Origin of the sequence: Carboxylicivirga longa (assembly GCF_050589825.1) — a bacterium.
GTDB classification, from domain to species: domain Bacteria; phylum Bacteroidota; class Bacteroidia; order Bacteroidales; family Marinilabiliaceae; genus Carboxylicivirga; species Carboxylicivirga longa.
Map to the genome: position 1 here is coordinate 29805 of NZ_JBNGOZ010000020.1, position 14502 is coordinate 44306.

The window sequence follows — 14502 nt, forward strand, 5'->3', positions numbered from 1 at the left end:
CGCAGTCCCTAGGAGAATCGAACTCCTGTTTCAAGGATGAAAACCTTGCGTCCTAACCACTAGACGAAGGGACCTTAGTGCCTTGTAAGGCAATAAAGTTGTATGTGCAGTCCCTAGGAGAATCGAACTCCTGTTTCAAGGATGAAAACCTTGCGTCCTAACCACTAGACGAAGGGACCTTAGTGCTGCCTATTAAAGCGTGTTAACCTTTTTGGTTAATTTAGACTTTAAGTTAGCGGCTTTATTCTTGTGAATAATATTATTCTTAGCCAGCTTGTCAAGCATCGAAGTTACTTTTGGAAGTAATTCCATCGCTGCTTCTTTTTCAGATGTTTCTCTCAATGCTTTCACAGCATTACGCGCAGTTTTTGCATAGTAACGGTTGTGAAGTCTTCTCTTCTGTATCTGACGAATTCGCTTTTTTGCTGATTGATGATTTGCCATCGTTCTACAATTAAAAATTGTTAATCTTCTTATCTTTGCAGTCCCTAGGAGAATCGAACTCCTGTTTCAAGGATGAAAACCTTGCGTCCTAACCACTAGACGAAGGGACCTTATTTGCTATTGGACTTGTGTATTTGTCTCAAATGCGGATGCAAAGATATAGCAAATTCATACCCTTCCAAATTTTTTCACAAAAAAACATTCAAAAAAAATGCGCATTTTCGCCGTATCTGGCTTCTAGTATTTGTATGATAGTGATTTAAGCGATTCAAAAAAATTAAACAAGACATTTAGCTCTTATTTAATTTGCACAGCTTTCTATAAATGTTTTATATTTGCAGCAGTGAAAAGTGGAAGGATTTGGCTGATTGCAACCACGTAAAAAAAGTGCTAAAACGCGTATTTCGTTCGTACCTCCTCTTTTCACATATCATTATAGTATTAACACGGGCCTGTAAAATGAGCTTTACAGACTTTTATTTTTAAGGATATGGGATATTTATTTACATCAGAATCAGTTTCTGAAGGACACCCCGATAAGGTGGCCGACCAAATCTCCGACGCTTTACTGGATAACTTCTTGGCCTTCGATCCGGATTCAAAGGTGGCATGTGAGACTTTAGTTACCACAGGTCAGGTGGTGCTGGCCGGCGAGGTGCACTCCAAACACTATGTGGATGTGCAGGAGGTAGCACGCCGTGTTATTAATCGTATTGGTTACACCAAGAGTGAGTATCGTTTCGATGGCGATTCATGTGGTGTTTTCTCAGCCATTCATGAGCAGTCGTCTGATATTAATCAGGGCGTTGATCGTGCTGATAAGATGGATCAGGGAGCCGGCGACCAGGGCATGATGTTTGGTTATGCTTCTAAGGAAACTGATGATTACATGCCTATCTCACTCGAGTTGTCGCATCGTTTGCTCATCGAAATGGCCAATATTCGTCGTGAGGGCAAGGTGATGACCTATCTGCGACCTGATTCCAAGAGTCAGGTGACCATTGAGTATGGCGAAGATAAGCAACCCAAGCGAGTGCATACCATTGTGGTATCAACACAGCACGATGAGTTTGATGCCGATGAGCCTATGCTTGCCAAAATTAAGGAAGATGTGCGAAAGGTATTGATTCCTCGTACTATTGCGCAGTTGCCACAACGTGTTCAGGATTTATTTGATGACGACTATATATTACATGTTAACCCAACGGGTAAGTTTGTGATTGGTGGTCCGCATGGTGATACGGGCTTAACGGGTCGTAAAATTATTGTGGATACCTATGGTGGTAAGGGAGCCCATGGTGGCGGTGCTTTTTCGGGTAAAGACCCCAGTAAAGTGGATCGATCGGCTGCTTATGCTGCCCGACATATTGCGAAGAATATGGTGGCCGCCGGACTGGCCGATGAGGTGCTTGTGCAGTTATCGTATGCCATAGGGGTGGCAAAACCCGTGGGTGTGTTTGTGGATACTTATGGTACTGCCAAGGTAAAGTTAAGTGATGGTGAAATTGCTGCTAAAATTGCCGAAGTTTTCGATCTGCGACCCGCAGCCATTGAGGCGCGCCTGAAGCTGCGTTACCCCATGTATGAAGAAACAGCGGCATACGGACACATGGGACGCACGCCGCGTACGGTTACTAAAACATTCGAATCGCCATATTTTGGTGCTAAAGAATTGGAAGTTGAGCTTTTTACGTGGGAAAAACTGGATTATGTAGACGTAATTAAAGAAGCCTTTGGACTATAATCGTCGTACACAATATTAAAAAAGCCTTAGCGTATGAGTTTTTATAACTTATCGCTAAGGTTTTTTCTTTACATGCTAACTTGTCTCTTTACCTTAATGGTCTCTGTTTTATAGATGACTACTGTTTGAAATAGGCAATAGTAGATTTTAGTCGCTCTGCTAACTGCATAAGATGTTCGGAGTTGTTGGTGAAGATGGAGGCAGAGCCTGAGTTCTGTTGCGTCACCTCGTTCAGCTCCTGAATCGCACGGTTAACCTGCTCGGCTCCGCTTTGCTGCTCCAGGCTCGAAGCGGTTATCTCTTGCACCAGGCGGGCTGTTTTTTCTATTTCCGGTAAGGTATTGGCCAGTTGCTGACCTGCCTTTTCTGCAGTGCTTACGCCTTGCTGTGTCAAACCGATAATTTCGTTAGCGGCCAGTTGCGATCGCTCAGCTAATTTTTTCACCTCGGCAGCAACCACCGCAAAACCCCGTCCTTGCTCACCGGCCCGCGCTGCCTCTACCGCTGCGTTGAGCGCCAGTATGTTAGTTTGCTTTGCTATCTCTTCTATAATGTTAATTTTTGCCGATATCTCCTGTATTGAAGTAGTGGTGTCCTTCGAGCTCTCAAAGTTATCGCGTATGTCCTTGGCTGACGAAAGGGCAATCTCCTCTGTTAGCCTTGCGTTCTGACTGTTTTGCTGGATAGTGGCCACCATTTCTTCCATTGAGGAGGAGATTTCTTCTGATGAGGCAGCCTGGTTGGCCGCTCCGCTTGATAACTGATTGGATGAAGCGGCCAGTTCGCGACTGGCTCCATCAATGGCTTCAGCCCCTTGTCTTATATCATGTATAATCTGCTTTAGTTTGTTGCTCATATCCTTCAGGGCGCGCCCCAGGTCACCCGTTTCGTCTTGCTGATCTGTATCGGTATTAATTAATGTGTTTAGGTTTCCGTCGGCTATGTCACGGGCTATTTCAGCACTACGCACAATGGGATGAACAATTTTGCCGGCTGTTATATATACTATGACATAGAGTATGGTAAGGCCGATAATGCCAATGATCAGACTCTGATAAAATATAGTGTTCGCCTTTTTCAGAATGACTTGTTTGGGCACTTCAATACCCAGCGTCCATTTTTTTTCAATGCCTGTAAACTGAACAGGTGCATAGGAGGCATAGTAATTTGTGTTATTGGACGTGTTATAATATTCGAAGCCATGGTTGTTGCCAGTGAAACTAGATCGCAGGGCAGCTTTGAACTTACCCTTCTCTCCATTAATTACTTCTCCAAGTTTCTTCGAAACCAGGTTGCCGTTACTATGGGCCACGATGCTTGTGTCGCGCGATAGTAAATAGGATACTGCGCCTTTGTAAGGATGGATGTTAGCAATGATTTTAGACATGTTGCTAAGGCTTATATCGACACCCACTACGCCCAGAAATTGTCCTTTTTCACCTTGTAAAGGAGCGGTGATGGAGGTCATCAGTATGCCCTTGAGTTCTTTCGTTACCTCATCATAGTAGGGGTTCCATATATCCGCTTTGTTATAAGCACGTGCCTGATAATATAAACCGGTCAGATTTTCGTTGTTCATCTCCACCTTCTCCGAGCTTTGTTTTAGCTGTCCGTTTAGGCGAAACACAACATTGCGTTGTCGTCCGTTGCGGAAGCCATAATTGGCATCAAGGGCCTTTAACTCCCATATTTGCCAGGTTGAGAGTAGCTCCGGGCTATTGTTGCACCATTGGTAAAGCAGTTCGTTGTATACATCATCGCGGTAGGCGGCATCCATCGACAAATAGCTATTATAATTATCACGCATGGTGTTGGTAGCCGTAATTACCTGGTTGATTTCATCCTGAATTAAATTGCAGGATGCCCGCAGGTTGGCATCAATGATGTTTTTGGAGTCTTGGAGGGCACTTGTCTTAAGCTGAAAACTTATAAAAGTGAGCGTGATGCCATAGATAAGGGTAAAAGATGCTAGTGTATAAAGTAGTAGTTTACTTTTAAGGCGTAGGTTGAATGATTTTTTCACAGTGCATTAGTTTAGGTCCTTGTATCTTAATACAATCTTACGCATAATGCTGTGAAAAGTTTAATAAATCCCAATCTATTTTAACATATGTAAACAAAAAAATGCCCGATTGAAGGTCGGACATTTATCTGATCGTAAAGTGTTGTAGTTATTTTGTAACGTGCACTTTAAAGTTTAGTTCAAAGTCATCGTATATCATTTTATCTCCCAGGTTTTCAAAAAACTTACCCGAGCCGTAGCGAACATCATATTTGGTACGATCCACTACCAGTTTTCCGGTAAAGCTGTGGCCTTCTTTTATTACATCAAACGCAATGGGGTGAGTTTTCCCTTTGATGCTTAATTCACCCTTAACATTGTATTTCGAGTCTTTGCCGCTTACTTTCGTAATTTTAAGATGGCTTGTGGGGTGTTTATCAACACCAAAAAAATCATCGGACTTTAGGTGACCCACTAATTTCGCATTGTAGTCTTTGTTTTCAATATCAGTGCAAGTAATACTAGTCATATCGACTGTAAATTCACCTCCTACCAGTTGGTTGTTTTTCATTTTGAGGGAGCCCGACTTAAAGGAGATGTAACCTGTATGCTCGCCGGTTACTTTTTTGCCCAGCCAGGTAATTGTACTCGATTTTGTATCTAACTGTTTAACCTGAGCCTTTGAAAAGGGCACAATCAAAAAGAAGGTGGCGATAAGTAATGATACTTTTCTCATGGTGATTGTTTTTATACGTTATAATTCTGTTTGAAAGAAAACGTTAGGTGTTCAACAAAGGTTCATTGGGCCTTGTTAAAACTTTGTTAACAGGCAGTCAAAAGTGTAATACAGATGTTCAGGTAAGCCATAAAAGTGATGCGTATTACTTATTTTTAGCCTTTGTAAAGCAAAATAAAATCAATACAATGAACAAGTTTCGAACGATTATCTACGGCGTACTGGCAAGTGTATTTTTTAGTTGTGCGGCCGACGGAGATAAGGCTGATCCGCTGCTCGATTATGTCGATCCTTTTATCGGTACCGGTTTTCACGGGCACACTTTTCCGGGCGCCACGCTGCCTTTCGGTATGGTGCAGCTCAGCCCCGATACGCACCTCTATGGGTGGGATGCCAGCAGTGGTTATCACTACGAGGACTCACTGATCTATGCCTTTAGCCATACGCACTTGAGTGGAACTGGCATTGGCGACCTGGGTGATGTGGCATTGATGCCTTATTCAGGTGACTTGGGGCAGACCCCTGTTGCCACTTTTGATAAGGCCAGCGAGGAGGCTTCACCGGGATATTATACCGTTCATCTGCGTAACTACGATGTGGCGGTGGAGTTAACCACCACCTTACGGGTGGGCATGCACCGTTATCAGTTTGGTAAGAGTGATGAACGCAATGTGATGTTGAACCTAAGTCATGTGCTGCAATCCAACTGGGGCAATGCTATTACCGCCAATCGCTGCACAATTATTGATGCACAAACCATTGAGGGCGTGCAGCGTTCAACGGGTTGGGCGCATGATCATCTGGTGGCCTATCGCATTGAGTTTTCTGAGCCTGTTGTGAAGCGCAAAGTGCTGGTTGATGGTAAAGAAACTGAGCAGTCCATAATTGACTCTAAAGACGCACAACTACACTTCTCATTCGCACAGAGTGATGAGCCGCTGGTGGTGAAAGTGGCTATTTCGGCGGTTGATCCTGAAGGAGCTGAGAAGAATATGAAGCAGGAACTGCCGGGCTGGGATTTCGATGGAACGCTAAGTTCAGCACAGAATGAGTGGCGCAATCAGCTTCGTCAGATGACCATTGAGACGAATGATGAAACGATAAAAACGAATTTTTATACGGCACTTTACCATTCTATGATGGCGCCCTTTATCTGGCAAGATGTGGATGGTCGATACCGTGGCATGGATAAGCAAATTCATCAGGCGGCCGAAGGAGAGGTTAACTACACTGTATTCTCCTTGTGGGATACTTTCCGTGCTTTTCACCCCCTCATGACCATTATTAATCCTGAGAAAGCTAGTATCTGGAGTGAGGCGCTAGTGCAAAAATACCGCGAGGGAGGCGTATTGCCCAAATGGCCTTTAGTAAGTAACTACACCGGTACCATGGTAGGGTATCCCGCTGTGTCGGTGCTGGCTGATGCTGTAGCCAAGGGGCTTGCCCCAAACGACCTTGATGCATGGCTGGAAGCAGCTGTTCAGTCGGCCACCTGGCGGCCTGATATTGTGGAGCGTTTCAAAGGTACGCGTGAGGCTGCTGTAATGCCCCGCCATATTTATTTTAAGGAAACCCTGGGTTGGGTGCCCAGCGATTCGGTAGCTGAAGCTGTTTCCTATGGTTTGGAGATGGCCTACTACGACTGGTGTGTGGCACAAATCGCTACGGCGGCTGGTAATACGGCAGTGGCCAATGAGTTCAAGAACAAGGCGGCTTACTTCAAGCACTATTTCGATGCCAAATCGGGATTAATGCGGGGTAAGAATTACGATGGCAGCTGGGTAACACCTTTCCGCCCTCGCTATTCGAGTCATGAGAAGAGTGATTACGTGGAGGGGAATGCCTGGCAGTGGAGCTTCTTCACACCCCATGCCAATGATGAGCTGATTGAGTTGTATGGCTCAGCCGATCGCTTCGAGGCCATGCTCGATACCCTCTTTACTACCGACTCTACCATCGAAGGTGAAGATGCCTCGGGCGATATTACTGGTCTCATTGGTCAGTATGCCCATGGAAACGAGCCAAGCCACCACATGGCCTATCTGTATAATTGGACAGGAGCGCCGCATAAAGTCAATGAGCGCCTGGATCAGATCATGCGTCAGTTTTATCTGCCTGAGCCTGCCGGTATCATCGGTAACGAGGATTGTGGACAGATGTCGGCCTGGTATGTGATGAGTGCATTGGGCTTCTATCAGGTGTGTCCGGGGGATCCTACTTATACTACCGGGCGCCCAATGGTTGATAAGGCTACCATACGCGTTGGGGAGGGGCAGTTGCAAATTATCGCCCATAATAACAGCGCTGAAAATATGTATGTTGAAAAGATATTACTGAATGGCAGGCAGCTTGAAAAACCCTTCTTTACCCACGAGCAGTTGATGGACGGAGGTACGCTGGAGTTTTTTATGAGCAATAAAAAATAGGTAAAATAAGATTTCGTGCATCTTTGTGCGATAAAAAATACGGATGAGCCGGTGCTACCGCAGTATGACAACTGTGCAGCTTCGGCTCATCTTTGTTTATGCCTTCGGTATATTTTTTTGAGTAATGCCGAATGGGAGTATGTAAGTTATCCTAATTGCCTGATTATATTGTTGTTTTTAAGGATTATAGGAAGAGGTGTAATTTGATTACGTGGGTGCTATTAACTATTTTCGGTGCAGTCAAACCTAAGTCTATGAAACACCTGTTCACTCTTTTCGTACTGTTAATTTGTTTTTTCACAACCCTACAGGCACAGGAGGTGCCCCATCACATTAGTAATGGCGCTATCTACGAATTTATTGATGAGCTGGCCAATAAAGGCCTGGTTACGCTTAATACAACCATCAAGCCCTACTCGCGCCGCACCATTGCTCTTGCTCTAAAGCAGGCCGATGGTCACCCGGAGTTAAGCAAACGGCAGCAGCAGGAAGTGACTTTTTACCGGAAGGATTTTAATAAGGAACTTTTGGTGGGGAAGGACTTTGATAAGCGTTTTGATGTTTTCTATCACAGCGATTCCTTATTTAAGATCACCATTAATCCCATTCTTGGGGGGCAGTTTTTTAATAATGGCGATAAAACGGTGTATCATCGATGGGGTGGTGCTGAGTTTTATGGTTCGGTGGGTAAGCATCTGGCTATTTATGGTAGCCTGCGCGATAATCATGAGTCGCGTTATCTAGGTGGGCCTGAATACATCAGCAAACGTCCCGGTGCCGTTTATAAGGGCGATGACCTTAACAAAGACTATTCCGAGGCGAGGGGCGGCATTGTCTATTCGTGGAAATGGGGCAGTCTTGGCCTGCATAAGGATAATCCGGTATGGGGGAGTGGTTACAGCGATGCGGTAATACTTAGCGGGCGGGCACCGTCTTACGGCTACCTGTCATTTAAAATGCAACCGGTGGAGTGGTTTGAGTTTAACTATATGCATGGATGGCTGGTGAGTGAGGTGGTAGACTCATCGCGTACCTACAGGGTATATAATGGCGATCGTGAGGTGTATGCCAATAAGTTTATTGCGGCCAATATGTTTACGGTAAAGCCCTGGAAGAAGCTGAATATCTCTTTTGGCAACTCTATTATCTATGGCGATACAGACTTTAACCCAGCTTATCTGGTGCCTTTCCTGTTCTTTAAGTCGGTAGATCATACCTATAACTCATGGGATAACTGGGTGGGGCACAATGCGCAAATGTTTATCGACATTAGCAGCCGGCAAATTAAGGGATTGCATCTCTACACTTCTTTTTTTATAGATGAAATAGCCATTTCCGATATGTTTAATCCGGCTACTCACTCCAACGATTTTGCTTTTAAGGTAGGAGCCAAGTCCAATGATTTGCTGCCCAATCTAATGCTTAATGCCGAATATACCTTAGTACGTCCGCTCACCTACGAGCATTTCATTCCCACGGTGGATTTCGAGAGTAACTTGTACGGATTGGGGACTTACATGGGCGGTAATGCTGCCGAGCTGTTTTTGTCCTGTGCTTATGCGCCCATTCGCGGCTTGCGCCTTCAACTCGATTATACACATTTGAAAAAAGGGAAGGATTATCAGCAAATATTCGATGACGGAGAGGTGGCCTTACATCCTGAAATTAATCCGGATCAGGAGGAGATTCGTCGCGGTCTTCCCTTTATGAATGAAGTGCGCTATAAGAATGCAAGCATTACTTTTAAGGCGGCTTATCAAATTATTAATGACGGATTTATCTTTGTGGAGGCTACCCGTAATAGCTTTGATGGGCCCGACAAAGAGATTTATTCCAATCCTTACTACCTGAGCGGCGATAATATATTATCCTTCGGTATGAACTTTGGATTCTGATATTTTTGTTAATTTAACAGGCTTGAAAATGGTAATATGGAACAAATAAGAATGGTGGATCTTAAGGCTCAGTATAATCGACTTAAGCCTGCGATCGATACGGCCATGGAGGAGGTGCTGGAGCAAACTGCATTTATTAACGGGCCTGCGGTAAAAACATTTCAGTCTAACCTGGAAAGTTATCTGGGTGTAAGGCATGTAATACCCTGCGGAAATGGTACCGATGCTTTGCAGGTGGCGCTGATGGCCATGGATTTGCAGGAAGGAGATGAGGTGATCACCTCCACCTTTACCTTTATTGCCACGGTAGAAGTAATTGCCCTTCTCAAGCTAAAGCCTGTACTGGTAGATGTTGACCCAAATACTTTTACGCTGCTGCCCGAGGCTGTGGAGGCTGCTATTACTAAGCGGACAAAAGTAATTTTACCGGTGCATTTGTTTGGTCAGGGGGCCGATATGAACCGCTTGATGGATATTGCGCAACAGCATGGAATTAAGGTAGTGGAAGACACCGCGCAGGCCATAGGAAGTAACTATCGCCTTGGTGACAAATCACTGCGCCTGGGTACGATAGGCGATGTGGGATGCACTTCTTTTTTTCCCTCTAAAAATCTGGGTTGTTTTGGCGATGGCGGTGCCTGTTTTACCAATAATGATGCCTTGGCAGCTCGTATGCGCATGATTGTGAATCATGGATCAGAAAAAAAATACTATCATAAAGTAATCGGAGTCAATTCGCGTCTTGACACTCTGCAGGCCGCCGTCCTGAACGAGAAACTCAAACATTTGGATGATTTTAATGCCCGTCGATGCAAGGCTGCTGACTTCTATGATGGTATCCTTCGTGGACACGCTGAGTTGCAAGTGCCCTGTCGTATTGCCGAATCCGAGCATACCTTTCATCAGTACACGCTGCGGATAAAGGATGGCCGACGCGATGCTTTGCAGGCCTACCTTAAGGATAAAGGAATTCCTTCAATGATTTATTATCCTGTGCCTTTGCATCGTCAGGAAGCCTTTATACCGTATATGGAAAATACAACTATGCTGCCCAATGCTGATTTATTAAGTACAGAGGTGTTATCTTTGCCCATGCACACAGAGCTGAGCCACGAACAATTAAGTTATATAACCGATGCCATCCTGGCATTTTTTGAATAGATTATGAGTGAAATCGATTATTATGCTCACGAAACAGCGGTGATAGATGATGATTGTGTCATCCATAAAGGGGTGAAGATCTGGCATTTTTCACATATTATGACAGGTTCTGTTATTGGCGAAAACTGCAATCTCGGACAAAACGTGGTGGTGTCGCCAGGGGTTACCTTGGGTAAAAATGTAAAGGTGCAAAACAATGTTTCTATTTATACAGGTGTTATCTGTGAAGACGATGTGTTTCTTGGGCCATCCATGGTTTTTACTAACGTGGTGAACCCGCGAAGCGCCGTTAACCGCCGCAATGAGTACCTGAAAACGATAGTGGAAAAAGGTGCTACCATTGGAGCCAATGCTACAATTGTTTGTGGACACAATATTGGTAGATATGCTTTTATTGGTGCCGGAGCGGTCGTTACAAAAACCGTTGTGCCTTATGCGCTGGTGGTGGGTAATCCCTCACGTCAGATAGGTTGGATTAGCGAGTTGGGTCATCGTTTGGAATTTGATTCAGCCGGTATTGCGGTGTGCCCTGAAGGAAACGACAAATATAGATTAGAGAACAACAAGGTAGAGAAGATAAGGGATTAATGATTTCAAAAGCAACAATACAATTTGCCATAATTGGTATGGGGCACATTGGTAAGCGCCATGCCGAGATGATAAAGCGAAATGAAGCGGCCGAACTGGTGGCCGTATGCGATATATTAACGGCTGATGAGGTGGGCTGGCAGGGAACGGTTCCTTTTTACAAGGATATGGAGACCCTGCTTGAGCAGCATCCCGAGGTGGATGTGATTAATATTTGCACGCCCAATGGTTTGCACGCCCAACAGGCTATTCAGGCGCTGGAGGCGCGTAAGCACATTGTGGTGGAAAAGCCCATGGCACTTAATAAGGCTGATGCCGAAAAGGTGATCTTCAAAGCGCTTCAGGTATCGCGACAGGTATTTGCTGTGATGCAAAACCGTTATTCGCCACCTAGTGTATGGTTGAAGCAGATTGTGGATGAAAAACGTTTGGGTGACATATTTATGGTGCAGCTAAACTGTTACTGGAACCGCGATGACCGCTACTACAAAAAAGGGAATTGGCATGGCGATAAAGAGCTGGATGGCGGTACTTTATTTACCCAGTTTTCGCATTTTGTGGATATTATGTATTGGCTTTTTGGCGATATTGCCAATATTAAAGGACAGTTCAAGGATTTTAGTCACCAGCATTCCACCGATTTTGAAGACAGTGGCTTTGTTTCCTTTGACTTTGTTAACGGTGGCATGGGTAGTCTTAATTATAGTACTTCTGTTTGGAATCAGAACCTGGAAAGCAGCATCACCATTATTGGTAGTAAGGGCACTGTTAAGGTGTCGGGTCAGTATATGAACGAGGTGGTGGAGTGCCATATCGAAAATTATGAAATGCCAACACTCGAAGCTTCCAATCCGCCCAACGATTATGGACCCTACAAGGGATCGGCAGCTAATCATCACTATGTAATTGACAATGTGGTAAGCGTGCTCAAAGGCGATGGAAGTATTACCACCAATGCCCTGGAAGGGCTGAAGGTGGTTGAGATGATTGAACGTATATACAAACACAAACCCTCCGGATTATAAATTCACACCAACTATGTTAGAACAGTTATTAGCAAAAGAAAAGAAGCTTTCTGTGATTGGCCTGGGCTATGTGGGCCTGCCTATTGCATTGGAGTTTGCACGTAAGATGTCAGTCATTGGCTTTGATATTAAAGATGAGCGCGTTGAGCAGATGCGCAATGGTATTGATCCAAGTAAAGAGTTGGATGCTTCGGCCTTCGAGGGCTGCGATATTACCTTCACCAGCAAGGCTGAAGATTTAAAAGCGGCCAACTTTCATGTGGTGGCGGTTCCTACGCCCATCAATGAGCATAATCTGCCTGACTTGCGTCCGCTGTTGAGTGCGACACGGGCTGTGGGTAAGATTCTGAAGAAGGGCGATTATGTGGTGTTTGAATCAACTGTTTATCCGGGTTGCACCGAAGACGACTGTGTGCCCATCTTGGAAGCCGAATCGGGTTTGAAGTTCAATATTGATTTTAAAGTGGGTTTTAGCCCCGAGCGCATCAACCCCGGCGATAAAGAACACACACTGACCAAGATATTGAAGATCGTATCCGGTAGCGATGCGGAATCCGCGCAAGTGATTGAAGCAGTGTATGCAAGTATCATAACGGCAGGAATCCACAAGGCGAGCTCCATTAAAGTGGCCGAAGCGGCTAAGATTATTGAGAATACGCAGCGTGACGTGAACATCGCTCTGATGAATGAGTTATCGCTTATTTTCGATCGTATGGACATCAATACTTTTGAAGTGCTTGAGGCGGCCGGTACCAAGTGGAACTTTCTGCGTTTCTTCCCCGGCCTGGTAGGAGGACATTGTATTGGTGTTGATCCTTATTACCTCACTTATAAGGCCAATGAGTTGGGTTATCATTCTAAGATTATTACGGGCGGGCGTTTTATCAATGACTCCATGGGTGGTTACATTGCGAAAACGACCGTAAAGAAAATGATTTCCAATGGTAATAAAATAAACGGAGCCCGGGTGCTTATTATGGGTGCCACCTTTAAAGAAAATGTGAGTGATATTCGCAACTCCAAAGTGGCTGATGTGGTTAAGGAATTAAAGTCCTTTAGTGTGGATGTGGATGTGATTGATCCGCATGCTTCATCGGAAGAGGTGATGCATGAATATGGTTACGGTTTAATTGATACCGTAAATGATAAATATAATGCCGTAATTGTTGCGGTTAATCACGATGAGTATGTGAAGCTTGATGAGGCCTACTTTAAATCCATTATGGTTGATGAGGGAGTTTTTGTTGATGTGAAAGGCATCTATCGTAATAAGATAAAGGATCTTACTTATTGGAGTCTCTAGTGATTTTGTAAGTATAAGGCATAAAAAACGGTGTATCGAAAATTTTTGATACACCGTTTTTGGGTTTTGTAGCCAGCATTCCAACGGTAGGCTGTGCGTTTTGTTTAGCGGTTAATTTCATAATAGTATTCTTTAGTTCCGGAAACCAATGATACAAAATAATTACCTCTGGGTAGGTCTTTTAGGTCGAACATACCTGAGTAAGTAGTTTCTGATGATAAATTCGCATTGTATAGTTCAGCTCCTATTTTATCAGTGATGCTAATGGATAAGTCTTTGTTGTCAAAGTTATTGTGGCTTACGTAAAGCTTATCTTCTGCAACCCTGAAAAAGATCAGATCTGATTGCTCCATCACTTTCGTATTGGCCGATTGGATTAGTTCTTTGTTGGCAATGGTGAAAACATCGGAAGAGGTCCCGTTTTTGCCCGTCAGTTCAATGGTGTAATCGCCATCGTCCAAAGAGGTGAGGTCAAAAACTTTCTGAAATGGGGTGGCTGCTTTAATCTGCGAACTTGAATATAGGAGTTGGCCTTCTTCATCGAAAATTTTCACACGATAGGCTTCTGATAAGTCGTAGCGTGCTGTAATAATTGCATAGTTGGTTTTTAAATAAGAATCGATAACAATGGTACCTTTTCCAAATACTCCGGTACTCAATAGGGTCAATGCTGCAATTGGCAAAATCCTCCTTAATACATTTGCTTTTGTCATAGTAAAATTTGTTTAATTGTTAATAATTTTATGCTGCACCCTTTTGTTTGTGGGGTACGCTACAAAAATAGCTTGTTTTACTACAACTATATGTTAATATAAGGAGGTTGTATTGTTAATTATTCGAAATGTAATTTTTTACTTACCAGCAGGAGAGGTGTTGTCGCTTTTGTTACTAAAAAATTGATTTTTTAGTTTGGATTAGAAGGAGGGTCTTGGTTCAAGACCTTGATTCTTAAGGGGTGAAAAGCGTGTCTTTCGATATGTTTCATACCTGAAAGTCGTTTTTAGTTAGGAGGAAGATAACGGAAAAGAGAGGGGGAGAAGCCTAAATTGGGCAGTGTTCAGTAAAACTGTGTTAAAAAGGTGTAATTAATCCATTAGGAAATTTCAGATTGTTACCTTGTGGTTAATTTCAATAACAGATTATAATTTGCATTTCGGAGGAATCGCAACCCTGTACTT

General features: G+C 44.0%; 11 protein-coding genes and 3 tRNA genes. 7 read left to right on the plus strand and 7 right to left on the minus strand.

Features of this window, described 5'->3' with window-relative positions; translation table 11 throughout:
• Nucleotides 1-2: 2 nt before the first annotated feature.
• The 4 genes from ACRD7A_RS15240 to ACRD7A_RS15255 all read right to left on the minus strand — a co-directional run bounded on the left by ACRD7A_RS15240 (nt 3) and on the right by ACRD7A_RS15255 (nt 554).
• Nucleotides 3-74: transfer RNA gene (locus ACRD7A_RS15240), tRNA-Glu, on the minus strand.
• Nucleotides 75-107: 33 nt separating this feature from the next.
• Nucleotides 108-179: transfer RNA gene (locus tag ACRD7A_RS15245), tRNA-Glu, on the minus strand.
• Nucleotides 180-192: 13 nt separating this feature from the next.
• Nucleotides 193-444, minus strand: coding sequence for a 30S ribosomal protein S20 (gene rpsT / locus ACRD7A_RS15250; RefSeq protein WP_430811993.1), 252 nt, complete (start codon nt 442-444; stop codon nt 193-195).
• Nucleotides 445-482: 38 nt separating this feature from the next.
• Nucleotides 483-554: transfer RNA gene (locus ACRD7A_RS15255), tRNA-Glu, on the minus strand.
• 380 nt (nt 555-934) lie between these two features.
• On the opposite strand from ACRD7A_RS15255, the gene metK reads away from it, so the two are divergent.
• Nucleotides 935-2188: a methionine adenosyltransferase gene (gene metK / locus ACRD7A_RS15260; RefSeq protein WP_430811994.1), complete on the plus strand. Its 1254-nt coding sequence runs from the start codon at nt 935-937 to the stop codon at nt 2186-2188.
• 118 nt (nt 2189-2306) lie between these two features.
• On the opposite strand, the gene ACRD7A_RS15265 is transcribed toward metK, so the two are convergent.
• Both ACRD7A_RS15265 and ACRD7A_RS15270 read right to left on the minus strand, forming a co-directional pair.
• Nucleotides 2307-4211 carry a methyl-accepting chemotaxis protein gene (locus tag ACRD7A_RS15265; RefSeq protein ID WP_430811995.1) on the minus strand — a complete coding sequence of 635 codons (1905 nt, stop codon included), beginning with the start codon at nt 4209-4211 and terminating at the stop codon, nt 2307-2309.
• 148 nt (nt 4212-4359) lie between these two features.
• A complete protein-coding gene (locus ACRD7A_RS15270; RefSeq protein ID WP_430811996.1) occupies nt 4360-4926 on the minus strand; it encodes a YceI family protein in 567 nt (188 codons plus the stop codon).
• Nucleotides 4927-5114: 188 nt separating this feature from the next.
• Here ACRD7A_RS15270 and ACRD7A_RS15275 point away from each other — a divergent pair, with 188 nt between their 5' ends.
• The 6 genes from ACRD7A_RS15275 to ACRD7A_RS15300 all read left to right on the plus strand — a co-directional run bounded on the left by ACRD7A_RS15275 (nt 5115) and on the right by ACRD7A_RS15300 (nt 13324).
• The gene (locus ACRD7A_RS15275) at nt 5115-7352 is read left to right on the plus strand and encodes a GH92 family glycosyl hydrolase (RefSeq protein ID WP_430811997.1); all 2238 of its coding nucleotides are present in this window, start codon (nt 5115-5117) and stop codon (nt 7350-7352) included.
• A gap of 254 nt (nt 7353-7606) precedes the next feature.
• Nucleotides 7607-9247, plus strand: coding sequence for a hypothetical protein (locus ACRD7A_RS15280; protein ID WP_430811998.1), 1641 nt, complete (start codon nt 7607-7609; stop codon nt 9245-9247).
• A 36-nt stretch (nt 9248-9283) separates the two neighbouring features.
• Nucleotides 9284-10408 carry a DegT/DnrJ/EryC1/StrS family aminotransferase gene (locus ACRD7A_RS15285; RefSeq protein ID WP_430811999.1) on the plus strand — a complete coding sequence of 375 codons (1125 nt, stop codon included), beginning with the start codon at nt 9284-9286 and terminating at the stop codon, nt 10406-10408.
• A gap of 3 nt (nt 10409-10411) precedes the next feature.
• Complete coding sequence (locus tag ACRD7A_RS15290) at nt 10412-10996, plus strand: acyltransferase (RefSeq protein WP_430812000.1); 585 nt, start codon at nt 10412-10414, stop codon at nt 10994-10996.
• A complete protein-coding gene (locus ACRD7A_RS15295; protein ID WP_430812001.1) occupies nt 10996-12021 on the plus strand; it encodes a Gfo/Idh/MocA family protein in 1026 nt (341 codons plus the stop codon). The genes ACRD7A_RS15290 and ACRD7A_RS15295 overlap by 1 nt, the downstream gene beginning before the upstream one ends.
• A gap of 13 nt (nt 12022-12034) precedes the next feature.
• Nucleotides 12035-13324: a nucleotide sugar dehydrogenase gene (locus tag ACRD7A_RS15300; protein ID WP_430812002.1), complete on the plus strand. Its 1290-nt coding sequence runs from the start codon at nt 12035-12037 to the stop codon at nt 13322-13324.
• A 104-nt stretch (nt 13325-13428) separates the two neighbouring features.
• Here the strand turns inward: ACRD7A_RS15300 and ACRD7A_RS15305 are convergent, their stop codons facing one another.
• The gene (locus ACRD7A_RS15305) at nt 13429-14037 is read right to left on the minus strand and encodes a T9SS type A sorting domain-containing protein (protein WP_430812003.1); all 609 of its coding nucleotides are present in this window, start codon (nt 14035-14037) and stop codon (nt 13429-13431) included.
• Between the last annotated feature and the right edge of the window lie 465 nt (nt 14038-14502).